Below are 25412 nucleotides of genomic sequence, written 5' to 3'. Positions count from 1 at the left end.
ATTTTAAACTTATTGTTATGAAAGTCGATTATTCTATTCTACAGGCAGAGTTAATATGGTTACAGAGAGTTATACAAACAAGAGTAGAACTTTATTTTAACCAAGAGAGTCAATACTCAGAAATAGAAGAGATTGTACCTATAGATATTTCTAGTGAGATAAATTCTCCTTATGCTACTGTAGTTAAGGATCTGCAATTAAATTTTTATGAACGTATCGTATTTATACTGTCGTTGGTGCCTCACTTGGCCCCACAAATTCTTGATCTTTTTTTCTTGAAAAATAAAATAACAGATAAATGTTATAGTGAATTTGGTGGTTGGATTGGTAAATCTCATGGAGGATTTCTACCAACAGGAGAGACTGCTGCTTTTATTATATCAGGAGGTGATTTAAAGAAGCGTATGGATGTATTAAATCTGTTTGATCATAAAAGTAAGTTCATTCAGAACAATGTCTTATCACTAGAAAATGATGTCAATGGTGAACCTTTTTTTAGTAGACGATTGACTATTTCAACTGACTATCTAAATAGAGCCACAACAGGAGAATTTCATAAACCAGATTTTAGTATGGAATTCCCTGCAAAATTGCTGCATACTGATATGGATTGGGATGACCTAGTCCTTCCTAAACAAGTTTTAAAAGACATTGATCTTTTGATAACAAGAATCGTCCGAGCTGATGAGATAAATAATTTAACCAATTCTTGTAAAAAAGTAAAACCTGGATATCGTTGTCTTTTTTATGGAAGTTCCGGCACTGGAAAAACTCTTACAGCTTCATTAATTGGTAAACGATGTGGTCTAGATGTGTATCGAATTGATTTATCTATGATAATATCTAAATATATTGGGGAGACAGAGAAAAATTTGAGAAATATTTTTGATCAAGCGGAACATAAAAATTGGATATTGTTTTTTGACGAAGCAGATGCATTGTTTGGACAGCGTTCGTCTACGAATTCATCAAATGATAGATATGCGAACCAAGAGGTTTCTTATCTGTTACAACGTATTGAAGATTTTTCTGGGATTATTATTTTGGCTACGAATCTAAAATCAAATCTTGATGATGCTTTTTGGAGGCGTTTTCAGCTGGTTATTAATTTCCCAATACCGGATGCAAGTTTACGATTAAGATTATGGAATAAATCTTTTTCTGAAGGTCTTTTCTGTGATCAGTCAATTGATTTTTCACCATTGGCTTATAATTATGAACTTTCTGGTGGAGCTATAATTAATGTACTGTCATATTGTGTTTTAAAATTACTTAGTCATCCAAATAAAAAAATAACATTGAAGCTAATCAAAGAAGGTGTGAAAAAAGAGATTGTAAAACAAGATAAACTTATTAGATTATGAATCTTCATGCGGGCCATAATCATGGGGTTATTCGTTGGTGTATTTCTTCTCCTTTATGGGACAAAATAAGAGATCTATATGGTTTTATTTTAGGTTTAACTGAATTCATACTCCATAGGTATCGATGCCCCAGCCAAACTTACTACTGAATCTATAGTTGTTGAGAGTCATGGCGACAGTACCATGTTAAGATAGTTTAGAAAAGAGTCTCTCAATCTCATACTCATTTTCTCACTCTATATAGTTTGAAACGGCTGGAGTAAAGTTCCAATCATGTATTGGATGGCTGTCACTAAACATAAAAAAAATGCCGTCGGGTTCAAATGTCGCTTGCATAATTCGCCCCTCTTCAATTGGTGTATGTTTGCCCCATCGTTGTACATTAATAATCTTTGAGTTCTTAAAAAGGGAGATATAGAAGTGCATTGCATCTTCCGCTTGATTATTTTGAAATGTCAAAGATATGATGATCTGCTTTTTCATGTAATCTCTATTTATGAATAGTTGTCTTCTTAAACGTAAGCGTTCGGTTATTCACATCTTGTGTTTTAATTTACAGCCTTCTACTTTTGAATCATAATCAAAAAGAAGAAATAGATGAGTAAAAAAGCACATATGTTTGATCTCATAGAAGCACAACACAATAGTGGACTAAGCAATATCGATTACTGTAAACAGAACAATATAAAACTATCAGTATATAGTATTGGAAGGCAAAATATAAGAAGGAGTATTCAAAAGAAACTCAAGGTTTTTTTGTCACATTAGACAATGAAACCTCACAAATAAAAGAAGAGATCGTTATCACTTATCCCAATGGTGTAACCCTTCAACTTTCTTCAGCAACGACAATATCGACGCTTCGATCATTAATCCAGATTCAAGGCTGATGTTTTCAATATCTTCAAATGATCGTTTTTACCTCTATTCTGAATCAACTGATATGAGGAAAAGTTTTGATGGATTATCCGGATTGGTGCAGAATAATATTGATGCCAATATTACTTCGGGGGATGTATTTATCTTTCTGAACAAACGTCGTACCATGATGAAATTACTTAAATGGGAAAGAGGTGGTTTTGTTCTTTTTGTGAAACGACTAGAGAGAGGAACCTTTAGACCTCCTGAAATAAAAGACTTAACATCAATGCATCTTGAGTACACTGATCTTGTCCTTCTTATAGAAGGTGTTCTTGTCAAAGAATATAAAAGACAAAAACGTTATGTTATTTAAATAAATATGTGTATCCTTAAACCATGAATAAGAGCGATATCATAGAGGATGTAAGTAAAGAAGATCTTTTGGATCAATTCCAGAAGATGATGACTGAATACTCTAATGTCGACTCTGAAGTTACTAGTTTAAAACAAGAAAACGAATCCTTAAAGGCACAGATTGCCTATCTTCAAAGACGCATCTTTGGCTCAACCAAAGAAACCTATAAAGATCCGAACCAATTAGAGTTAGCTCTTGAAGTCGAAGAGAAAAATCTAGAAGACTTACAGATATCTTCTCCAGAAGAGGAGGTTATTGAGGTTGTTAAGAAGAAAAAAAAGGCAAAAAGAAAAAGTATCCCTTCTGACCTTCCTCGTCAAGTAGAAGTGATTGAACCTGATGATGTCCCAGAGGGAGCAACTCGTATTGGAGAAGAGATATCAGAGAGAATTGAATTTAGTCCAGGTAAGCTTTATGTAAGACAAATCGTTCGTCCAAAATATCGTTTACCCGAAAAGGATAACATTATCATCTCCGAACTTCCGTCGGATCTTATCCCCAAATGTATGGCGGGGAACTCATTAATAAGTCAATTTATTGTTGGTAAATTCTACGACCATATACCTCTTTATAGAGCCCAAGGGATCTTTAAAAGATCAGGAATTGATTTTCCTAAAGCAACCATCAATGGATGGATAAGGAAGGCTGCTGAACTACTTTCTCCACTATACAAACATATCGAGAAAAAAGTAATCCAGTCAGACTATACAGGGCTTGTTCATGAAATTTAAGCAGCGAAGACATCGTGTATTTTATCAGTATTGTGCACAAGTTCTTCTCTTAAAATATTTAAGTTGTTGTAACTATTTATTTCCATTAACTTACTGCATATAAATAACATAATAGAGGATATCGATTTTTGCAATCCATGATCTAAAGACTTTAATTTGTCTTCTCCAAAATTAACATCACGAATACGATTCATTATTTCTATTTTCCAATGACCTCTAATAGCTCCAGCAATTTCATCGATTTTCCCATTATAATTTGTGATATAATATCGTGTTTCTGTACTCCTTTTATCTCTCTTTACATTATAACTCTCTCTTGTCACTTTAATCATATTACATATGCCACTATTACACCATCTAGGATCTAACATTTCTGTATTTATTGGGTATATTTCGTACTTCCTAGAGTCTATTCTTCCATGTGACTTGTCTATTTCTGTCATCACATCATCTACTTTTATATGATTGGATGTATGTACTAAGTCATCCTTTAATTTCTGCTGATTGGACTTTATTTGAGTTAAATAGAATCGACTATTTTGGTGAATATTAGACAACAGATTTTCTGAATTATGCATTGCATCTAGTGTTACCTTTGCCTTCTCTGGCAACTCAAGAATATGATCATAAACAATGTTCTTTTCACTCTCTTTTGTTCCATCATAAAAGCCTAATAACTGCTGTATATTTGTGTTATGACCAATAGAATAAACAATACTTAACCCTCTCTTTTTATTGCTTTTAGAATCTATACTTCCTCGAAGTTCCTTCCCATCAATAGATATCCATTCTGTAGAAGAGTATACTTCATCACAAATTGTCAAAAAGGAATCATAATCAAATTCAGATAGGATTCTTGTTAACTGAACTCGACTTATACAACTGTCGGTATCTTTATGCAAACAGATACATAGTTTCTCGTAATGACGAACCATATTGCGATGAATTTTATTCATACTTAGATGACCATAACTTGTCAGAATTGAGATAATAAAAAGAGTGATAACAAAAGCCAATTCGTGCTTAAGTCCTACATGACTCCTATTATCTACCAATTTGACTTGTAATTTCTCATAAAATCTTCTAATTTCGGCACTTGAAAGGTCGTTATCCATAATTTATATCTGTTTTTACAAATCCAAATATAATATGAATAGTCGACCTTTTCTCATATAAATAATTCATGAACAAGCCCTGATCAACAATACGGCCTATTATTATTAACAATCATCACTAAAACAACGTGTTTGGAACTTTTGTGTGATTATTAGACTCAAAAAGAACCTGAGTAGTTACAAAGAACAAGCAAAGCAAAGCCCTCCGAAGCAAAGAGTATTTGCCCGGATTTTGGTAATTTAAACTCATAAATGTTGATATAAATACTTAGATTATATAAATAGTTCGATTAACGAACAAAAATCAACAGCCGTATATTAATGCATCATTACATATATATACAATTGGCTACCTCCCGTTTTTTTAGTCAGAAATCTAGATTGAGTCTCATTTGTCCTACGTCTACTTGTGTCTGTTTACTCTGTATTATATGTTTTGTGTAAACATTTGCCAATAAAATTTTAATTATCGTACTTATCTTATAATAGATAAAATTTCTGAGTTCAGATACCTTGTTTTTATCAAGTATCTTAATTTTGCTATCTAGCAACAACCTTAGATGCATGGACTCTAATGTGTTATAAAGGATTCCCATTGCAATGGTTAAAATTGCCAACATGCATTGCAGTCCATCAAACTTCTTTATTTGTATATTCTCTAAATCATAGCTTGATTTGATATGTCTATGGTATTCTTCTATTTTCCAACGAAAGCCATATGCTTGAAAAGCTTCACTAATAACTTCTGTTATTGTATGCTTAGGTGAGTTGGTTAATAACCAACATTTCCCTCCTGATTTGCGTTTTGTAGCAACAAGCCATAGCTCAAATTCCCTCTGCTTTATTCTATATTTAACCTTAACAGCACCACACTCAAAGTTTATCTTTTTACTTTTGTTTTTGCCTCTTTTATTGGCAGTTAATTCCATGAAGAATGGAATCTTTTTCCCAATTGTAGATACAGTAGTTTCTTTGCCTTTGTATATTAATTTGGTATTCTTTTTCAATCTGATTATGAAGTTATTTTGTTGACTAACAACATAATCCTTAATAATCTGACGATCAAATCCTCGATCAAACACACAAGTTACATTCTTTGAAATAGCATTATCTACTTCTTTTAATGCTTCGATTGCTTCATTATTTTCACTCTTGGCTCCATGATCGAAACTGTACAGCTTATTATACAAAGGTGTCATCTTATTGGCCTTATCAATATGTACAACATTCATAAGCCAATAACCTAATCCAACCTTATTTTTCTCATCTCCATCTTTTACAAAATCCAGACCTTCCATGGTCTTAGCATATTTCTTTTGAATATCTGATCCATCAAATAGAATGTAGTCTCCTTCATGAATTGTATCTGACACACAATCCATATGGCCTCTAAGAAGTTTTAAAAAGAAACCTTTTTTATTGTAATGATTTCGAAGCCTTTTGGTCGTTTGTTGTTTGTTTATAGAATCCCCTATAGCTGTTGCTATTTGATTGATAATAACAGACCCTGTCTTAAGAATACCTGTTGTTATCTCACGTGTACAACGTAATTCTGGTTTGGTTAAATGACTATTTAATTTACAAAAATATAGACTTAGCTTGTTCTGTATTTGTTTTGTAAGTATTTTGTTCATGAGCTAGGTTTTAAATGATTATGTTTTCACACTTAAAATAACATTTTCAATCTAGCTTTCCTCGTTTTTACACATATATTATATTGTGAATGTCAGATACTTGCAGTAATAATACAACTTTTTTCGGGAGGTAGTCAAATATATATACAACTATTGATTTTTAGCAATAAATAAAAACTAATCTAAATACTTAACAATACAGGGCTTGTTCATGAATTATTTAAATGAGAAAAGGTCGACTATTCATATTATATTTGGATTTGTAAAAACAGATATAAATTATGAATAACGACCTTTCAAGTGCCGAAATTAGAAGATTCTATGAGAAATTACAAGTCAAATTGGTAGATAATAGGAGTCATGTAGGACTTAAGCACGAATTGGCTTTTGTTATCACTCTTTTTATTATCTCAATTCTGACAAGTTATGGTCATCTAAGTATGAATAAAATTCATCGCAATATGGTTCGTCATTACGAGAAACTATGTATCTGTTTGCATAAAGATATCGACAGTTGTATAAGTCGAGTTCAGTTAACAAGAATCCTATCTGAATTTGATTATGATTCCTTTTTGACAATTTGTGATGAAGTATACTCTTCTACAGAATGGATATCTATTGATGGGAAGGAACTTCGAGGAAGTATAGATTCTAAAAGCAATAAAAAGAGAGGGTTAAGTATTGTTTATTCTATTGGTCATAACACAAATATACAGCAGTTATTAGGCTTTTATGATGGAACAAAAGAGAGTGAAAAGAACATTGTTTATGATCATATTCTTGAGTTGCCAGAGAAGGCAAAGGTAACACTAGATGCAATGCATAATTCAGAAAATCTGTTGTCTAATATTCACCAAAATAGTCGATTCTATTTAACTCAAATAAAGTCCAATCAGCAGAAATTAAAGGATGACTTAGTACATACATCCAATCATATAAAAGTAGATGATGTGATGACAGAAATAGACAAGTCGCATGGAAGAATAGACTCTAGGAGGTACGAAATATACCCAATAAATACAGAAATGTTAGATCCTAGATGGTGTAATAGTGGCATATGTAATATGATTAAAGTGACAAGAGAGAGTTATAATGTAAAGAGAGATAAAAGGAGTACAGAAACACGATATTATATCACAAATTATAATGGGAAAATCGATGAAATTGCTGGAGCTATTAGAGGTCATTGGAAAATAGAAATAATGAATCGTATTCGTGATGTTAATTTTGGAGAAGACAAATTAAAGTCTTTAGATCATGGATTGCAAAAATCGATATCCTCTATTATGTTATTTATATGCAGTAAGTTAATGGAAATAAATAGTTACAACAACTTAAATATTTTAAGAGAAGAACTTGTGCACAATACTGATAAAATACACGATGTCTTCGCTGCTTAAATTTCATGAACAAGCCCTGCTTAACAATACTAATGTACATAATTTAACTTAAATAAGTTTATTAACATACAATTAACATTAAAGACGCAAATACAAACAAAAACACGGTCAATACATTAAAACCAATAAGCAATTGATCCCATTATATTTCAAAATGAAACACAACAGTCTTCATCATAATGTGGACACTATTTATAGGAGGAAGGATATTTGGGAGTAAAGAGTTAGATCCACTAAGTATTATAGAAATATGATCAGAGTTTAATGAATGAGGAAAGATTGTAAGAAAAGAACGATGAATCAATTTCAAAAAAAAGAGTAAAAAAAAAGGGTATCCAATGGATACCCTTTTATATAATTGTAATGAAAATGTATTACTCTTCACATGAAGCAATAAGTACTTCCATAATTTTCTTACCAGCTGTTGACACACTAGTTCCAGGACCGAAAATAGCAACAACACCTGACTCATAAAGATAGTCATAATCTTGAGCTGGAATTACACCACCTGCAATAACCATAATATCTTCACGACCTAACTTCTTAAGCTCCTCGATAACTGCTGGTACAAGAGTCTTGTGTCCTGCAGCCAATGAAGAAACACCAAGAACGTTTACATCATTCTCAACAGCTTGCTTAGCTGATTCTTCTGGAGTTTGAAATAAAGGTCCCATGTCTACATCAAAACCAAGATCGGCATACCCTGTAGCAACAACTTTTGCTCCACGGTCGTGACCATCTTGACCCATTTTTGCAATCATGATACGAGGTTGACGACCCTCTTTCTCTGCGAATTTAGCAACAAGCTCCTGAGCTTCTGTAAATTCCTTATCGTTAGATGCTTCTGATTTATACACGCCTTCGATAGTTCTAACCACTGCTTTATAACGTCCACATACTTTTTCACAAGCATCTGAGATCTCTCCAAGAGAAGCTTGTTTCTCTGCAGCCTTAACAGAAAGATCCAATAGGTTTCCTTCTTCAGTTTCGGCACATCTTGTAATGGCATGAAGTGCTTGTTGACACTCTTCCTCATTACGCTCAGAACGAAGCTTATTCAAACGCTCGATTTGTGATTGACGAACAGCAGTGTTGTCGATCTCTAAGATATCGATAGGATCCTCTTGCTCTAGACGATACTTGTTTGTACCAACAATAGTCTGAGAACCCGAATCGATACGCCCCTGAGCACGAGCAGCAGCTTCCTCAATACGCATTTTAGGAACACCTGTCTCGATCGCTTTAGACATACCACCTAGTTTTTCAACCTCTTCGATACGCTCCCAAGCTTTATGAGCCAAGTCTTGAGTCAATGACTCAACATAGTATGAACCAGCCCATGGATCAAGTGAACGACAAATTTCAGTTTCTTGCTGTAGATACAACTGGGTATTACGTGCAATACGAGCAGAGAAGTCTGTTGGAAGAGCAATCGCTTCATCCAATGCATTTGTATGAAGTGACTGAGTATGACCTAATGTAGCAGCCATTGCCTCAATAGCAGTACGTCCCACATTGTTAAATGGATCTTGCTCTGTAAGAGACCATCCAGATGTTTGTGAGTGTGTACGCAAAGCCATAGACTTAGGATTCTTTGGATTGAATTGCTTCACAATCTTAGCCCATAACATACGTGCCGCACGCATCTTCGCAACCTCCATAAAGTGGTTCATTCCGATTGCCCAGAAGAACGACAAACGTGGAGCAAACTGATCTACTGTCAAACCTGCGTTGATACCTGTTCTCAAGTAATCCAAACCATCTGCTAATGTATATGCCATCTCAATATCGGCAGTTGCACCCGCTTCTTGCATGTGGTAACCTGAGATAGAGATAGAGTTAAACTTAGGCATGTAGTTTGAAGTAAATTCGAAGATGTCTGCGATCGACTTCATAGAGAACTTAGGAGGGAAAATATAGGTATTACGTACCATAAATTCCTTAAGGATATCATTCTGGATTGTACCAGCTAATTTATCCATAGAAACCCCTTGCTCTTTTGCAGCAACAATGTAGAATGCCATAATAGGAAGAACGGCACCGTTCATTGTCATTGAAACAGACATTTTGTCCAATGGAATTTGGTCGAAAAGAATACGCATATCCATAATCGAATCCACTGCAACACCAGCTTTACCTACATCACCAACTACACGAGGGTGATCAGAATCATATCCACGGTGAGTAGCCAAATCAAATGCAATAGAAAGACCTTTCTGACCAGCAGCAAGGTTTCTTCTATAAAATGCATTAGACTCCTCAGCAGTAGAGAACCCTGCATACTGACGCACTGTCCAAGGACGCATTGCGTACATTGCAGAGTAAGGTCCACGTGTAAATGGAGCAAGACCAGAAGCATAATTTAAATGCTCCATACCTTCAAGGTCTTCTTTAGTATAAACTGGTTTAACTGGGATCTGTTCTGGAGTCATCCAGTTTTTCTCAATCCCATTGTTTTTTTGCCAAGTAAAGCCATCTGTGCTATTATTGGCTGTTTTTATATTGATGCTCTTAAAATCTGGCTTCATAATAGTAATAAGATTGTTAGATACCTAAAAGCAATACACTTTTAAGTTTATCTCTAAACTTCAAATTATTTAATTCCCAACTTTGCAGTATAACCTTTAAGGTCTTCTAGCAAATTACTCTTCACGTGAATAAAATTCTCAATGCCTTTCGCTTTAAGTTCATCCATACACTTAGGAGCTCCAGCGACAACAAAGATAGCTTCATCTTGGATCAAGTTTAATGCTTCAGGAGCGAAAGCTTCATATTCATCATCTGAACTACAAAGAACAATCACATCAGCACCAGCTTCTTTTGCTGCCTTAACACCTTCATCGATAGTTTTGAATCCGTTGTTATCTTGAACATCCATTCCAGCAACAGCGAAGAAGTTACATGAGAATTGAGCTCTAGCTTTTCTAAAAGAAAGGCTACCAATAGTCAACATATAAGCCAATGGACGCTTATTTTCTTTCGCAAATAGATCCGTCTTATATCTTAGAGCTTCAAAAGCTTCTGCACCGCGATAAGTAGCCAAAGTTGCGATTTCAGCATCTGCAGCAGTTTCGTCAACAGGAGCTAAAACAGCATCAGTCAACTCACGATCCATATGTTCTGTGAAGTTAGGGAATTGGTTTACACCCAATACATTCTCTCTTCGAGTAGCAATATGAAGATCTCTCTTTGATGAAGTAGCTTTAATATCATCCTGAATACTACCCACCTTAAGGCTTGCCATAAATCCTCCTTTTTCTTGTACAGACAAGAAGATTTCCCAAGCTTGTTCGGCAATCGATTCTGTAAGAGATTCGATATAGTATGATCCAGCACCTGGGTCAACTATTTTATCAAAATGAGACTCCTCTTTCAGCAACAACTGTTGGTTACGAGCAATTCTCTCAGAGAAATCCGTACTTTCACCAAATACTTTATCAAAAGTATTTACAGTCATAGAATCCGTACCTCCTAGAATGGAAGACATCGCCTCGGTTTGAGTACGAAGCATATTTACATAAGGATCATATGCTGACTTATTCCATTGAGACGTTTCAGAGTGAACTAACATTTTGCAAGCATTCTCGTCTTCAGCACCAAAAGCTTTCACGATTTGTGCCCAAAGCATTCTTCCTGCACGCAACTTAGCTAACTCCATAAAGTAGTTTGCACCAGTAGCAAAGTTGAATTTAATGTCAGAAGCAACAGCATCAACAGTAACTCCACGCTTCACCATCTCTGAGATGTACTCAGCACCAAGAGCTAGACCATAACCTAATTCTTGTGAAATACTAGAACCACAGTTATTGAATAATTTAGCATTCACAGCAATCGTGCGGAAATTAGACACAGAAGAAGCAGCCTCCATATTGCTCTTCAAGCTATCCATTGCAGCATCTTCACCATGAGCAAACTTACCTGTTGACACATAACGACCAATTGGATCATTCGCAACAGAAGCAGCTACTTTAGTAGCATCCACTTTGTTTGCATCAAGATAAGCAACAAATGCATCAATAACAGCTTTGTTCTTGCAACGAGTCACAAAGTTTACTTCAATAGCCGTTACATCGATACCCTTAAGTAAAGTTTGAATAAACTCCACTGAAACCTCAACATCTTTTGCAAGAATGAATCCCAATGAAGTAATTCCTTTATTAAGGATGTCTAATGCTTTAGTATTAGCATCTTCTGCATTTTCGACAACAACATTTTGTCGAACATACCAATCGTTATCATTTTTCTTCGCTCCACGAACAAAAGGATACTCTCCTGGTAATTGATTTAGGTGATTTAGAGACTCTAAATTCTCTTCACGGTAAAAGGGCTGTACATTGAATCCTTCATTTGTACGCCATACAAGGGCTCTTTCGAAATCCCTACCTTTTAAATCTGCGGTGATTTTCTCAGTCCATTGTTCAGTACTAATGGGTGGAAAATCCTCGAACAATTTTATATTTTTTTCTGCCATAATTTTGGTAAAACTGTTTAAGGAAAAAATCGTTTGCCAAAATTAATTGTTTTCAAATGCTTTACATCAAAAAACACCATTTTTTTACCCATTTTATACTACAAAAACAAAAAAAATATATATAAAGACAATAAAGTCTTCTACAAATATTCCATCAGAGGCCACTATGACTACGCAAATTACATCATTTCAGACACAAAGCAAAACAGAAACAAAGCAACACCAATAAACTGTATTACAGGATAATACAAAAACAGAATCTAATATCACAAAAAAACAAACCCATACTCTATTTTTTTAAGCAAAGTGTAACAAGGAAGTTAGTCAAAAGTTTAACACAGTGTTATGAAACATATAACAAAAAACATGCTTTATTTCAGTATCTCAAACAAAATCCCCATATTCGTAAACGTAATCCTTTTAAACCTAATAGGTAAAACAACTAAACCAAATTTCTCTTCGCACAAAGAGAAATTGCATGAGCAGCCAATACGATAAGTTTAGGTTACTACTTGCAAAACACACAAATTTTTTACGACAACTAACTTTTTAAGCCCTTTTTGTCCCCAACAAAAAGGGCTTTTTATATTCATAATTATCCAACGTTAAATTCCTCTTTTTACTCCAATACAATAAAGAGCAAAACATTAGAACAGAACGTCAGATAAGGAATATGCATAAAAAAAAGAGGTTATCTAAATAAATAGACAACCTCTATATTTTGTGGTGCCACCTGGAATCGAACCAGGGACACAAGGATTTTCAGTCCTTTGCTCTACCAACTGAGCTATGGCACCAAACAAAAAAAATATTTCAAAAGGCAATACCCACTTTCGGTGGTGCCACCTGGAATCGAACCAGGGACACAAGGATTTTCAGTCCTTTGCTCTACCAACTGAGCTATGGCACCGAGTTCGGCAAAAGGAAAGCAATATTAACTCAACCTAACATTAACAATTCCAATTAACCAAAACTAAAAAGAAACTCGCTAAAATAAAACCTTTTCTAAAATATCCATCCAACCCTAAAGTTTAGATAAATTATTACACTCTTTAGAGTTAAACAAAACAGTGGTGCCACCTGGAATCGAACCAGGGACACAAGGATTTTCAGTCCTTTGCTCTACCAACTGAGCTATGGCACCATTTATTTTTCTCAAGTGCGGTGCAAAAGTAAGTAATTAAATCTAACCTCCAAATATTAATACCATTTTTTCTCTCTTTTCTTTGACCGTTCAAAGCCAATATTCATGATATATGAAACCCTTCCATAAAGCCCAACAGACTTAGGTACAACCACTTCTTTTTGATCAAAACTATAGTATTTATATCCAAAAAAATTTCCATCAGTAATATTCTCAAAATGAAAAAGAATTTGGTGTCCCACCTTTCTTGCATTATAATTCCATCCCACATTCACTCCAATTAATAAAGAAGTTTTCAATTTATCATTATACACTCCCGTCGTGTTATAGAACGTTCTATTGCTAATTTTCGATTTATTTATATCTACTGCAAAAGATTCTCTTCCACCCAAGACTCGAGTATTTACCCCTCCTGAAAAATAAGATCTCGTGGACAAGTCAATTCGGCCCCCAATTCGAGCAGAAACAACGAATGAAGGGTCCCAAGCCATTTTTCGGGTGATTTGATCAGAAGTTGTAAGAGAAGTTTTGTACCATGAACCATTCAATTCAAAGAAAGTACCCTTACTCCATCCCTTCTTAATAGTAGATGAAATCTTTAAAATTGAACCACTTCCCGATGCGGACAAGCTGTTAGGTAAGGATTGGTACGGATTTATTGCCCAATTTACCATCGCAAAGGAGGATGACGAAGCTTCAACCCACAAATCATCAAGCATTTTATACTCTCCTTCCACTGTCCAACGAATTTCTGAAGGCAAAATGACATCCAAACGAACATCCCCACTAATATAAGATTCTTGTGGAAGACTCTTATATGGTATCACTTCCTCCCCGTCTTTAGGAATGTCCTGTTTGGTTACATACACAGACCAAGGCATAAGACTTTTACCAACATCAGCTCCTAACTTTAAGTAAACATGAGGAGTAAACTCAATCTTAAAACCAATATTTCCAGAAAACAGATTTGTATTTAACAGATCATTTGTTGAATATTTCCCTCCAATAAAAGAGGAGACTGCATTTGAATATCTTGTGGTATAGCCCAAAGAAAAAGTACGTTCTTTTACCTTCAATGTGTCTAGATCGTAAAAGCGATTCTCTTTATTTTCTTTATAAGTTAAATCATACAATCCCATTTTATCATAAGTTTCAGAGACTCTAAGTTGAAATTGATGAGAGACAGAAGGTATATATTTAACTCGGTAAGACCATCCAAGCTGATTACTTGAAAGATCATAACTTCTTGAAAAGTCTGATATACGGTTATTTGTTTCAACCCCTCTGTCATAATCTTTCTTCCATCCGACACTCCCTTCTAAGATTAGTTTCTTATTAAAAAGAGATAAACTATGATCTAACCCCATTGCAAAAGCCCCTTTCTCATCTGAAATATCACTATACGGACGCACACCAAATGGGATATAGAGACTATCAATAGCACTAATATTTTGATTTTGGAAAGCAGCTTTTGTCCATATTCCAAACCTTCCAACTTTTTTTGTTGGAATATGAACTAACATATTGAAATCAATATTTTTAGGAATATTACTATTTCTAAAAAGTTTCTGTGATATAAGATTGCTATCAAAATAGTTCAGATTAAACTTATAAGATGACCTAGCAAGCTGTTCATAAGGTCTTAGCCCACCTTGTCCCCTCACTTGAAAGCCATCACTGCGGACACCAAAACCCATCTCATTCCCTCTAAAATATCCTGGATATTTCTCTAATTCTTGTGTTGCCCCAATCGTAGATGAAGAGTGAAAAGCTTGAGAAGAGTTATAGTGATATGCAGAATTCAAAACATAATCATCACTATATCCCAGTAAACTTTCACTCTGTAATCCCGTAATAAATGGAGATCGAACATTTAGAGCATCCCCTAATTTGGTAATATTATATATTGGAGATATAGCATTGAAGCTATAAGAGCTTCCCCATTGATCTACTTTATAAGCGCCATCATAAGTTTCAGTTGCGGCACTCTTATCCAATATGCTCTTATTAGGAATTCCATACATCACACTTTGTGTTGCCCCACTCCCATATAAAACATCAGAATAAGGAACCATATATATCTGCTCTGAACGAGGTATTACCTTACGTGTCTCTTTTACCTCTTTCTCTAAAAACACTTCTATAAATGGCGTTTTGTTCTCATTTGCTTCAATTCCATAAACAGATACTGTTTTATATCCTATATATCGCACGAAAATGGTATAACTCCCAGCTTGTAAACCTGTTATTTGAAAAAAACCTTTTGTATCAGAAAGAACTTCATATCTCCTACTTGTACCTTCAACTAATACAGATACTGAACGTATAGGGGTATGCGTATCTTGATCTAATATCATACCACTTATCGTTTGAAAAGAATATTGCCCATATACAGGAGTGGTGCCATTTAACCATACTACAAATAATAGCAGGAATAAAACAGTTTTCTTAGAGATTGACATATATCTATTTTTGCTGCTAAAAATAACACTATAAACAGACATAATTATACTTAACAACAGTAAATATGTAATTATAAAATGGTTTCCAATAGACGAATTTTGAGTATACGAACACAATAAACAAGCAAACAACACATAAAACTCTAACTACAAAGATATTAACAGACGAAAGAAAGAAAAAAACCAGGTATAAGGAACTTTGTGAGCAGCAATAATCACAGAATAAAAAAAGAGCTCAAAGTGCTTATTATAACGATTTTAAATTCTATTTTTGCAGCTCAATAAAATCATATTCGATGCAATATAACGCTTTTACATTAACCAATGGGATAAGATTGGTACATATACCAACTCACTCCACTGTCGCTCACTTTGGAATCGTTTTAAACACTGGATCCAGAGATGAAAAAGACGAAGAGGTTGGAATGGCTCATTTCATTGAACATGTCATCTTTAAAGGGACAAAGAATAGAAAGGCATACCATATACTCAGTCGACTTGAAGATGTTGGAGGAGACTTAAACGCATATACTACAAAAGAGGAGACTGCGATATATTCCACATTTTTGAAGAATGACTATACACGTGCCATTGAGCTCCTGAGCGATATATTGAAAAATAGTACTTTCCCTAAACATGAGATAGAGAAAGAGAAAGAGGTCATTATTGAAGAGATTAATTCGTATCTAGATAGTCCTTCTGAGTTAATATACGATGATTTTGAAGATCTTCTCTTTAAAGGCCATCCATTTGGACGCCAAATATTAGGTTCCCCTGAACAGATCATGACATATGAAAAGAAAGATATTGAAAAATTCATGTCTGAAAACTATCATACAGATCAAATGGTTTTGTGCTTTGTTGGAGATATTCCTTTTGAACGTTTAAAAAGACGAATCCAGTTCTACTTTGAGGACCTACCTGAAAACAGAAGAGAACATAATCGTTTAAAATTTGAGAACTACAAACCTCAACATCTAATTTTAGACAAAGAGACCTATCAAAATCATACGATCATTGGTACTATTGCACATGAAATAGGACACAAAGATAGAACCACCACAGTCCTTCTCAATAACATATTAGGAGGAACCTCGATGAATAGCAGACTTAACTTGGCGATAAGAGAAAGACATGGAATGGCATATAACATCGAATCAACAATAACTTCTTATTCAGATACGGGGCTTTTATCCATATATTACGGAACAGACCCAGAAAATGGAGATAGAGCACAAGGACTAATCTTTAAAGAGCTAAAAAAACTTAGAGACAAGAAACTTGGAACGCTTCAGTTATCCAAAGCAAAGAAGCAGCTCTTTGGACAGATTTCCGTATCTCAAGAAAATAGTGAAGAGGTCATGCTATCTTCAGCAAAAAGCTATATGTTCTTCAATTCGCTATCATCACTAGAACAGATAGAAAAAAAGATTAATACAATTACTTCTGAGCAAATTATTGAAGTAGCAAATCAAATTCTACAAGAAGATCAGATGTCGATTCTTACATATCAATCGAAAGAGTAAATTACGAGACACAAAAATTATATGCATAACTCATCATTAGACTTAGAACAATATATTTTAAATCACATTGACAACGAAGATCCTATCTTATCACAATTAGATAGAGACACCCATGCCAATGTTTTATATTCGAGAATGTGCTCTGGACACCTTCAAGGTTCGATCCTCACATTTTTAAGCAAATTAGTTTCACCTCAAAATATCCTCGAACTTGGGACCTTCACTGGTTATTCAGCCATATCTCTTGCCAAAGGATTAAAGGAGGGAGGAAAACTTCATACGGTTGAAATTAATGATGAGTTAGAAGAGTTTGCCTTTTCATACTTTGAAAAAGCAGGACTTTCAGAGACCATTATTCAACATATAGGGAATGCTGAAGAAATCGTTCCTGCGTTAGACGAAACATTTGACCTCGTATTTATGGATGCCGACAAAAGAAGATATGTTGAGCACTATGAAATGGTAATAGACAAAGTGTCTCAAGGAGGAGTAATTCTTGCAGATAACACCCTTTGGGATGGGAAAGTGGTTGAGCCAATAGCTAATAACGACCTCCAAACCAAAGGAATCCTTGCATTTAATGATCATGTAAAAAATGATCCTAGAGTTGAAACCACCATTCTTCCATTAAGAGATGGGATTACGATGCTTCGTAAAAGATAGACTACTTAAAAAGGTCGATAATGAAGACCTTCATAATATAAAAATAAAGAGGCTGTCTCATTTATATGACGACAGTCTTCTTCTTTGTTTTCAAATCAGCGTGATCGAAGACTGAAATGTCAAACCTCAAAATCAAACGGACCATAAAGGCAATTGAAATAACACAACGCTTTAGACGAGACCATTGAAACGAGAAAAATCAGTTATGTCTGAAAGAAATATAGCTACATAATTTTATTCAACATTTTCTGATAAACCGAGAATACATTTGCTCTAGATATAAAGCCTAAATATTTTCCTTTATCATCCACTACAGCCATATTATAATGCCTTGAACTATTAAATTTTTCCACAATTTCTTTCATTGATAAAGATACTTGACACACAAAATCTGGATAGTACATCAAATCTTTAATCATTATCTGATCATAATTCTCTGGTTTAAAGATAAATTGACGAACATCATCCATTTTCACCATTCCAACCAGTTTACCCTTGGCATCTGTTATGGGGAATAGATTACGAGAGCTTTTCTCAATCCCTTTTACCAAATCGCCTAAATTGGAAGATACATCCAACCGATAAAAATCGTCTTCAATGATGTCATAAGTACGCATCATGGAGAGAGCATTCTCATTGCGATCATGCGTCATTAACTCATTCCTTTTTGCCAATTGATAAGTATATACTGAGTTTCCAAAGAACAGTTTGGTCACCATAAATGATATTACTGAAACAATCATCAAAGGAACTAATAGAGTATAACCTCCTGTTATCTCGGCTATTAAGAAAACACCTGTCAAAGGAGCATGAAGTGTTCCAGCGATCATTCCGGCCATACCTAATAGTGCAAAAGTGGTTAAATTCATCTCAGGATACCACAGTTTCTGAACAATCATACCAAACAAAACTCCAGCATGAGCACCCATAAAAAGAGTCGGAGCAAAAATACCTCCAACACCACCAGCCCCAAAAGTGATGGCAGTTGCAAAAACTTTAAACAGGACTAGAAATAGCACCATCAAGTAGATACCATACTCCCAATTACTCACAAAATCGACCAACAAAAATTGGTGTAAATAACTAAAATTACCCTCTAGACATCCATTTATTGCTTCGTATCCTTCCCCAAAAAGAGGAGGGAAAAGAACAATTAAGATGCCCAATGTAATACCTCCCCATAACCACCTTCTTGTTTGGCTTTTTATATGACGAAACCAACGAGACACCATTCGATAAACCTTATTGAAATAAGCCGTTCCCAGACCTGTAAACACACCTAAAATAATATAAAGAGGAAGGTCCCCCAGTTCTAATCCTTGCGATATAGGCACAAAATAGATTGCTTTCATTCCTAAAAAGAAATAGGATATCAACACTGCCGTAGCAGAAGAAAGAATCAAAGGAATTAAAGAGATGGCTGTTAAGTCGATCATAATCACCTCTACAGCAAATACAATCGCCGTGATAGGCGCTTTAAAAATGGCTGCCATTGCTCCAGCACAAGCACAACCAAGCATGATAACCATCTGTTTGTATGTCAAGCGGAAAGTGGAAGCCAAATTAGAACCAATGGCAGCCCCCGTAGCAACGGTAGGACCCTCCAATCCAACAGAACCTCCAAACCCAACAGTCAGAGCACTTGTGATAATGGATGAGTAGGTATTATGTTTTTCAATCTTTCCTTCATTTTGAGATATGGCATATAATACACTAGGAATACCGTGACCTACAGGCTTTTTATTGATATATCGAATAAATATCAGCACCAAAAGAAGACCTATCGAAGGAAGAATAAACCGTAAATACTCCTGAAAGGCAACGGGAAACGCAAATGCAACGAAATGGTGCATCATCCCTACCGAATTCTTTATTAACACTGCGGCCAATCCAGCAGCAATGCCAATAACAATGCTTAGTAAATATAATAAAGTACGAGGCGAAAGGTGTCTCTTCTGCCAAGAGTAAATTCTATCAATCGGTGTCATAAATCTCTACAAATCTTTCATCCTATTAAACTTGATAACACAAAACTAAACGACTAGTTCGCTTGACACCTATTCAAGGACATGTTATATAACCTAATTTGTGTGTTTTTAAAGCCATTTCAATATGAGTTAAAGCGTACTTTGGATACCCTTTGGTTACCCTTTAGTTACCCTTTGGTTACTCTAAAGGTAATCAAAGGGTATCTAAAGGGTAACTATTATGTCATCATAAGAGCTACTAAGTACTTCGAATTAACCTTAAAAGAGGACACGATGAAAATACTTTAAAAGATTCACCAACGATTATTTAAAAAAGGACTTAAAGAACTTTTAATCCACACCTTTTGTTATATATTTGATTAATCATTTGGTAATCTTGAAGATGACCAATTCAGTTAATCTCCAATTAGGTAGTATCATGAATAAAATATGTAAACTTTTTAATATAAAATACCCCATTGTACAAGGAGGTATGGTTTGGTGTTCTGGTTGGAAACTTGCATCAGCAGTGTCCAATCAAGGTGGATTAGGGCTTCTAGGTGCTGGGTCAATGCATCCTGAGACATTTAGAGAGCATGTTCAAAAAATGCAATCTGCAACGGACAAACCATGGGGGGTTAATTTGCCGTTACTTTACCCCGAATTAGATAAGATCATTGATATAATCATCAAAGAGAAGGTTAAGATCGTTTTCACTTCGGCTGGTAGTCCTAAGAAATGGACTCAAACACTCAAATCTCATGGAATCACAGTAGTTCATGTGGTTTCAAGTTCTCTTTTTGCAAAAAAATGTGAAGATGCTGGTGTAGATGCAATTGTTGCCGAAGGATTTGAAGCAGGAGGTCATAACGGAAGAGAAGAGACGACGACATTAACTTTGATACCTCAGGTTAGAAGATCAACCTCCCTACCCGTTATTGCGGCAGGAGGAATAGGTTCTGGTCAAGCATGGTTGGCTGCACATAGTCTTGGTGCTGATGGAGTACAGATAGGATCTCTCTTTGCGGTATCAAAAGAGTCCTCGGCACACTCCAACTTCAAAGAGACCGTATTCAAGGCAAAAGAGGGAGATACAAAACTGTCATTAAAAAGTTTGGCTCCTGTACGATTGTTAAACAATCACTTTTACCAAACAGTTCAAGGAATGGAGAGAGCTGGGGCTACTCCTGAAAGTCTAAGAGAAATTTTAGGAAAAGGACGTGCCAAACAAGGGATGTTTCTAGGGGAACTAGAGGAAGGCGAATTAGAGATTGGACAAGTATCGTCTATGATTGAAAAAGAAAAATCGGTTTCAGACATCTTTACCATGCTACTCTCGGAGTACAACGAAGCTAGAGATAAAATTGTAAACGAGGAACAATATCGTTTTTAAAATGCTTCAATATATATTCATTACATTTGCCCCATAAAGAGAAAGATCTCTTTATGGGATTTTTTAATTAAGCAGACTTAAGAGGATTACCTCCTCCATTTCATTACTAAGCACATATGATCCAATACAAAAAACATCTTCTTGAAAACGGCCTACGGGTAGTTGTTCATCAAGACAAAACCACTCCTTTTGCGGCATTAAACGTTCTATACCGTGTCGGTGCAAAAGATGAATCTCCAGATCAAACTGGATTTGCACATTTTTTTGAACATCTAATGTTTGGAGGTTCTATAAATATTCCAGACTATGATCATGAGCTTCAAAAAGTGGGAGGTAATAACAATGCATTTACATCAAATGATATTACCAACTATTATCTAACACTTCCTGCAGATAATATTGAAACAGGATTTTGGCTCGAATCAGACCGAATGCTTTCCTTGGCTTTTTCAGAGAAGAGTTTTTTAACACAACAGCAAGTTGTAATAGAAGAGTTTCGACAAAACTACATCAACCAACCTTATGGGGATATTTGGCATTTAATTCGTAAGCAGGCATATGAGAAGCATCCATACCAATGGCCTACCATAGGAAAAGAGATAAAACATATTGAAGATTCGACATTGGAAGATGTGAAGACATTTTTTTACGAACACTACGCACCCAATAATGCAATTCTTGTTGCATCGGGAAATGTAGAGTTCGATCAAATAGTATCTTTAGCAGAAAAATGGTTTGGATCGATTCCTTCACGAGCTATCAAGCCTCGAAATTATCCATCTGAACCAAAACAAAAAGGATTTAAAACAGAAACGGTTTATAGGGATGTTCCGAACAATATGTTGATTTGGAGTTGGCATATGGGAGCCAAAAACACGACTAATTATCGTTGTGGTGATTTCACTTCAGATATTCTTGCTTCTGGAAATTCTTCTCGTTTCTACCAGAAGTTGGTTGTAGAGAAGCAACTTTTTATCGACATCGATGCTTTCATTTCAGGAGAAGAAGATCCAGGACTATTTCTTATCATAGGAAAACCATCTGATGGAGTGGATCTTGAAGAGGCAAAAAAGGCAGTCTTTGAAGAGCTGGAAGCACTAAAGAATAATAAAATTGTAACACGAGAGTTAGAAAAGATCAAAAATAAATTCGAAGCAAACCTCCTATACTCTGAAAGCAGCTATTTGGATAAAGCGATGCAACTAGCAGCATATGAACTATCTGGGGATATCGACTTGATCAACACACAAGTGGATAAGTACCGTGAAATAACTGGAGAACAGCTCCAAGAGTTTGCTCATGAGACCTTTACAGAAGATAACTGTAATGAAATATTCTATTTAAGTAACACAACAAAAGAGTCATAATCCATGTCTAATTTTAGAACTAAAGCACCATCACATAAGCCTGTTAGTCGTATTGATCTCCCTAATGTAGAGACCAAAAGTCTTAAGAATGGCACGCTTCTTCATAATTTGGTGGCAGGAGAACAAGACCTTATTAAGATTGATGTCATGTTTCATGCAGGCCTCAAGGCGGCAGGCAAACCTCTGCAATCGTCGATGACAGCCAAAATGTTAACCGAAGGGACAACCGATTTCACAGCCCAACAGCTAGCAGAACAACTTGATTACTACGGGGCCTATCTACATATCACTCCTGGCTATGACTATAGTGTATTATCTTTTTTAACTCTTTCAAAACACCTTGAGCCATTACTCCCTTCACTAGAATCGGTCATACACAATCCAATATTTCCACAAAAAGAGTTTGATATATTAAAGACCAAAAGGCTTCACAAATTTGCGGAGGATAGCCAGAAGGTAAGCGTGATGGCACAACGACGCTTTTTCAGAATGTTGATGGGGAAAGATCATCCATATGCTCCTTTCGAGGATATCGATGTTTACAACCATATATCCCGTGAAGATCTAATTTCATTTCATCAAGAAAATTATCGTCCCAATGATCTTAACTTAATTGTTTGTGGTAAAGCAAATGAAGAATCCGTAGATCGTATTGGCTCTCTTTTTGGAAATACCTCATGGGAAAAGACCTCTCTCTCAACGAATCAATCCTCTGCTTTTAATCCAACTTTTGGAACAGAGAAGATAGAGAAAAAAGGAGCATCACAAAATGCTATTGCAATGGGAATTCCTCTTCCAAATAAAATGGGAGATGACTATTTCAAATTGCGCTTTCTAATCACTGCTCTTGGAGGTTATTTTGGTTCTAGGTTGAATATGAATATACGAGAAGATAAAGGTTATACTTATGGTATACGAGCATCTTACCTCTCTTTCCAAGCAGGTGGAGCCATGTTTATTTTTTCTGAGGTTGGTTCTCATGTTTGCACTCCAGCATTAGAAGAGATCAATAAAGAGATCGAACGATTGAGAACTGAAAAGATCGAAGAAGCAGAAATGCATATGGTTCGTTCTTATATGATGAGTAAAATAATGAGTGAAGTGGATGGTCCTTTTGCACGAGCAAATACACTTGAGTCGTTAATTGGATTCGGTTTAGAATGGGATCATTATCAGAAACTCATTCATACCATACAGTCTGTTACACCAGAAGAGATTCTTGAAATAGCACAACGTTACTTTAAAGAGGACCAAACAATTACTGTTATTGCAGGTCAATTTTAACAAAATGTGCTCTTTATAGCATAAGAGGGATGTCAACGCAAAAAAGACATCCCTTATTTTTCCAATTGATTTGATTCATCTATCTCAAATCATTATTGACAAGAACTGGTATATTTTACAAATCAATTCTTGCCGATATTTCTTTGGTTTGAGTGTATCTATTTTGATCCCAGTCGCTTCACATATTATTGCTATCACCTCCCCCCTTCCATGGATATTTTATAGATTTAAAACGTATCCTCCTCTAAAACATAAACAATATACCACGTCTGTTTGTACTAAGTAGATAATTAAACTGTAATATTATTTACAATATCGTCAGGAAATGAAGATATCAGAACATCACATACAGTTGGCATGGCAGTATAGACTTTTTCATTATAAAAATCTTAGAACTACTTGTAATAAACCCATAGAGATACTACATCCTGGTTATATAAATAAAGATTCTGGTCCAGATTTTTTTCAAGCTCGTATACGAATAGATAGCACCTTATGGGTCGGAAATGTTGAAATACATAACAGATCCTCCGAATGGTATGAGCATAATCATCATAAGGATTCATCATACGAAAATGTTATCCTTCATGTTGTGTTAAAAGAGGATCGAAAAGTTTTGCATAGATGGGGAGAACCGATTCCATGTTTAGCCATTGTGTTGCTACCCAAATTTACCGATAAACTAGATTCATGGCAAGCTTGTAACAATTGGTTGAGATGTGATATTTCTCCCGACAAAATTTCTGCAGTCCACTTTCACTTTATTCTTCAGCGACATGCTATTTCACGAATTGAGGAGAAATCCCAAGCAATGATTCATATGCTGGAATGGAGTCTTAATGATTGGCAACATGTGTTCTATTATCTTCTCGCAAGAAGTTTTGGGTTTAGAATTAATAGCGATGCTATGGAGCAGTTGGCAAGATCAGTACCACTTAAAATACTATATAAAGAGCGTAGCAGTCTTCAAAGATTGGAAGCCCTATATTTTGGACAATCAGGACTTCTTCCAACGAAAGGAGATAGTACATGGGAAAAAGGGTTGATAGAGGAGTATAAATTTCTTCAAAACAAATATGAATTGAAGCCGCTAAATAGAGGAATGTGGAAATTTATGCGGACTCGTCCATATAATTTTCCAACCTTAAGAATTGCTCAGTTTGTTTCACTGCTATCTAGCTCTACCCATTTGCTCTCACAGACAGTAGAGAAGACGAAAGTTTCCGAATTAGAAGCAATGTATCAAGTGACCCCTTCAGAATATTGGCTTCGTCATTTCCGGTTTGGTAAGCAGGGAGCAGTAAAAAGTAAAAAATTAAGCAAAAACTCAATGAATAGTATTGTAATAAATACAATCATTCCATTCATGATGGTTTATGGAGATCGGCTGAATAGACAGGAGTGGAAAGAGAAAGGAATACGATGGCTTGAATCGATAACATATGAAAAAAATTTCATCAGCAAAACATGGAGTGACCGAGGTTTTAAGTTAAAACATGCAATGGACTCTCAAGCACTCATATCTCTTCATCACCACTACTGTTCAAAACACAGGTGTCTAGAATGTGATATTGGTCAGATATTATTCAAAAATTTAGGTCGGTAATTTTTAAAA

At 35.2% G+C, this 25412-nt stretch carries 18 protein-coding genes and 3 tRNA genes; 11 read left to right on the top strand and 10 right to left on the bottom strand.

Annotated features, from left to right (window positions below):
- Window positions 1–17: 17 nt before the first annotated feature.
- Complete coding sequence (locus K4L44_00230) at window positions 18–1364, top strand: ATP-binding protein (GenBank protein QZE14366.1); 1347 nt, start codon at window positions 18–20, stop codon at window positions 1362–1364.
- Between the two features lie 231 nt (window positions 1365–1595).
- On the opposite strand, the gene K4L44_00225 is transcribed toward K4L44_00230, so the two are convergent.
- Window positions 1596–1847: a VOC family protein gene (locus K4L44_00225; GenBank protein QZE14365.1), complete on the bottom strand. Its 252-nt coding sequence runs from the start codon at window positions 1845–1847 to the stop codon at window positions 1596–1598.
- 114 nt (window positions 1848–1961) lie between these two features.
- Between K4L44_00225 and K4L44_00220 the strand changes: the two genes are divergently transcribed.
- The 3 genes from K4L44_00220 (at window position 1962) to K4L44_00210 (ending at window position 3371) form a co-directional block, all read left to right on the top strand.
- Window positions 1962–2132, top strand: a complete 171-nt coding sequence (locus K4L44_00220) for a hypothetical protein (protein ID QZE14364.1) — start codon at window positions 1962–1964, stop codon at window positions 2130–2132.
- A 175-nt stretch (window positions 2133–2307) separates the two neighbouring features.
- Window positions 2308–2598, top strand: coding sequence for an IS66 family insertion sequence element accessory protein TnpB (gene tnpB, locus K4L44_00215; GenBank protein QZE14363.1), 291 nt, complete (start codon window positions 2308–2310; stop codon window positions 2596–2598).
- A gap of 23 nt (window positions 2599–2621) precedes the next feature.
- Complete coding sequence (locus K4L44_00210; GenBank protein ID QZE14362.1) at window positions 2622–3371, top strand: transposase; 750 nt, start codon at window positions 2622–2624, stop codon at window positions 3369–3371.
- Here K4L44_00210 and K4L44_00205 read toward each other — a convergent pair.
- Window positions 3368–4486, bottom strand: coding sequence for an ISAs1 family transposase (locus K4L44_00205; protein QZE14361.1), 1119 nt, complete (start codon window positions 4484–4486; stop codon window positions 3368–3370). The two genes, K4L44_00210 and K4L44_00205, sit on opposite strands and share 4 nt — an antisense overlap.
- Before the next feature lie 368 nt (window positions 4487–4854).
- The gene (locus K4L44_00200; GenBank protein QZE14360.1) at window positions 4855–6120 is read right to left on the bottom strand and encodes a transposase; all 1266 of its coding nucleotides are present in this window, start codon (window positions 6118–6120) and stop codon (window positions 4855–4857) included.
- Between the two features lie 281 nt (window positions 6121–6401).
- On the opposite strand from K4L44_00200, the gene K4L44_00195 reads away from it, so the two are divergent.
- Window positions 6402–7520 carry an ISAs1 family transposase gene (locus K4L44_00195; GenBank protein QZE14359.1) on the top strand — a complete coding sequence of 373 codons (1119 nt, stop codon included), beginning with the start codon at window positions 6402–6404 and terminating at the stop codon, window positions 7518–7520.
- Window positions 7521–7894: 374 nt separating this feature from the next.
- Here the strand turns inward: K4L44_00195 and scpA are convergent, their stop codons facing one another.
- From scpA to K4L44_00165, 6 genes are all read right to left on the bottom strand, one after another.
- Window positions 7895–10048, bottom strand: a complete 2154-nt coding sequence (gene scpA / locus K4L44_00190) for a methylmalonyl-CoA mutase (GenBank protein ID QZE14358.1) — start codon at window positions 10046–10048, stop codon at window positions 7895–7897.
- Between the two features lie 65 nt (window positions 10049–10113).
- Complete coding sequence (locus tag K4L44_00185; protein QZE14357.1) at window positions 10114–11991, bottom strand: acyl-CoA mutase large subunit family protein; 1878 nt, start codon at window positions 11989–11991, stop codon at window positions 10114–10116.
- A gap of 724 nt (window positions 11992–12715) precedes the next feature.
- Window positions 12716–12788 (bottom strand) — tRNA-Phe (locus tag K4L44_00180).
- Window positions 12789–12828: 40 nt separating this feature from the next.
- Window positions 12829–12901: transfer RNA gene (locus tag K4L44_00175), tRNA-Phe, on the bottom strand.
- A gap of 161 nt (window positions 12902–13062) precedes the next feature.
- Window positions 13063–13135: transfer RNA gene (locus K4L44_00170), tRNA-Phe, on the bottom strand.
- A 56-nt stretch (window positions 13136–13191) separates the two neighbouring features.
- Complete coding sequence (locus tag K4L44_00165; GenBank protein QZE14356.1) at window positions 13192–15492, bottom strand: carboxypeptidase-like regulatory domain-containing protein; 2301 nt, start codon at window positions 15490–15492, stop codon at window positions 13192–13194.
- 401 nt (window positions 15493–15893) lie between these two features.
- On the opposite strand from K4L44_00165, the gene K4L44_00160 reads away from it, so the two are divergent.
- Together K4L44_00160 and K4L44_00155 are read left to right on the top strand one after the other, a co-directional pair.
- On the top strand, window positions 15894–17123 hold the full coding sequence (locus K4L44_00160; GenBank protein QZE14355.1) for an insulinase family protein: 1230 nt from the start codon (window positions 15894–15896) through the stop codon (window positions 17121–17123).
- A 21-nt stretch (window positions 17124–17144) separates the two neighbouring features.
- Window positions 17145–17786, top strand: a complete 642-nt coding sequence (locus K4L44_00155) for an O-methyltransferase (GenBank protein QZE14354.1) — start codon at window positions 17145–17147, stop codon at window positions 17784–17786.
- 224 nt (window positions 17787–18010) lie between these two features.
- On the opposite strand, the gene K4L44_00150 is transcribed toward K4L44_00155, so the two are convergent.
- Window positions 18011–19774, bottom strand: coding sequence for a chloride channel protein (locus K4L44_00150; GenBank protein ID QZE14353.1), 1764 nt, complete (start codon window positions 19772–19774; stop codon window positions 18011–18013).
- Window positions 19775–20156: 382 nt separating this feature from the next.
- Between K4L44_00150 and K4L44_00145 the strand changes: the two genes are divergently transcribed.
- The 4 genes from K4L44_00145 (at window position 20157) to K4L44_00130 (ending at window position 25403) form a co-directional block, all read left to right on the top strand.
- On the top strand, window positions 20157–21146 hold the full coding sequence (locus K4L44_00145; protein ID QZE14352.1) for a nitronate monooxygenase: 990 nt from the start codon (window positions 20157–20159) through the stop codon (window positions 21144–21146).
- A 116-nt stretch (window positions 21147–21262) separates the two neighbouring features.
- On the top strand, window positions 21263–22513 hold the full coding sequence (locus K4L44_00140) for an insulinase family protein (GenBank protein ID QZE14351.1): 1251 nt from the start codon (window positions 21263–21265) through the stop codon (window positions 22511–22513).
- 3 nt (window positions 22514–22516) lie between these two features.
- A complete protein-coding gene (locus tag K4L44_00135; protein ID QZE14350.1) occupies window positions 22517–23797 on the top strand; it encodes an insulinase family protein in 1281 nt (426 codons plus the stop codon).
- Between the two features lie 325 nt (window positions 23798–24122).
- Entirely contained in the window at window positions 24123–25403 is a 1281-nt protein-coding gene (locus K4L44_00130; protein ID QZE14349.1) for a DUF2851 family protein, read from the top strand.
- Window positions 25404–25412: the final 9 nt, after the last annotated feature.

The organism is Prolixibacteraceae bacterium (genome assembly GCA_019720755.1).
GTDB classification, from domain to species: Bacteria; Bacteroidota; Bacteroidia; order Bacteroidales; family Prolixibacteraceae; genus Halosquirtibacter; species Halosquirtibacter laminarini.
The sequence above is the reverse complement of the archived record's forward strand: the minus strand, read 5'-3'. Positions and strand labels throughout refer to the sequence as shown.

Excerpts from the sequence above, each read along its gene's own strand:
- K4L44_00230 (QZE14366.1), top strand. The coding sequence starts at position 18 with ATGAAAGTCGATTATTCTATTCTACAGGCAGAGTTAATATGGTTACAG.
- scpA (QZE14358.1), bottom strand. The coding sequence starts at position 10,048 with ATGAAGCCAGATTTTAAGAGCATCAATATAAAAACAGCCAATAATAGC.
- K4L44_00205 (QZE14361.1), bottom strand. The coding sequence starts at position 4,486 with ATGGATAACGACCTTTCAAGTGCCGAAATTAGAAGATTTTATGAGAAA.
- K4L44_00225 (QZE14365.1), bottom strand. The coding sequence starts at position 1,847 with ATGAAAAAGCAGATCATCATATCTTTGACATTTCAAAATAATCAAGCG.
- K4L44_00195 (QZE14359.1), top strand. The coding sequence starts at position 6,402 with ATGAATAACGACCTTTCAAGTGCCGAAATTAGAAGATTCTATGAGAAA.
- K4L44_00185 (QZE14357.1), bottom strand. The coding sequence starts at position 11,991 with ATGGCAGAAAAAAATATAAAATTGTTCGAGGATTTTCCACCCATTAGT.
- K4L44_00150 (QZE14353.1), bottom strand. The coding sequence starts at position 19,774 with ATGACACCGATTGATAGAATTTACTCTTGGCAGAAGAGACACCTTTCG.
- K4L44_00155 (QZE14354.1), top strand. The coding sequence starts at position 17,145 with ATGCATAACTCATCATTAGACTTAGAACAATATATTTTAAATCACATT.
- K4L44_00200 (QZE14360.1), bottom strand. The coding sequence starts at position 6,120 with ATGAACAAAATACTTACAAAACAAATACAGAACAAGCTAAGTCTATAT.
- K4L44_00165 (QZE14356.1), bottom strand. The coding sequence starts at position 15,492 with ATGATATTAGATCAAGATACGCATACCCCTATACGTTCAGTATCTGTA.
- K4L44_00220 (QZE14364.1), top strand. The coding sequence starts at position 1,962 with ATGAGTAAAAAAGCACATATGTTTGATCTCATAGAAGCACAACACAAT.
- K4L44_00210 (QZE14362.1), top strand. The coding sequence starts at position 2,622 with ATGAATAAGAGCGATATCATAGAGGATGTAAGTAAAGAAGATCTTTTG.
- K4L44_00135 (QZE14350.1), top strand. The coding sequence starts at position 22,517 with ATGTCTAATTTTAGAACTAAAGCACCATCACATAAGCCTGTTAGTCGT.
- K4L44_00160 (QZE14355.1), top strand. The coding sequence starts at position 15,894 with ATGCAATATAACGCTTTTACATTAACCAATGGGATAAGATTGGTACAT.
- K4L44_00140 (QZE14351.1), top strand. The coding sequence starts at position 21,263 with ATGATCCAATACAAAAAACATCTTCTTGAAAACGGCCTACGGGTAGTT.
- K4L44_00145 (QZE14352.1), top strand. The coding sequence starts at position 20,157 with ATGACCAATTCAGTTAATCTCCAATTAGGTAGTATCATGAATAAAATA.
- tnpB (QZE14363.1), top strand. The coding sequence starts at position 2,308 with ATGAGGAAAAGTTTTGATGGATTATCCGGATTGGTGCAGAATAATATT.
- K4L44_00130 (QZE14349.1), top strand. The coding sequence starts at position 24,123 with ATGAAGATATCAGAACATCACATACAGTTGGCATGGCAGTATAGACTT.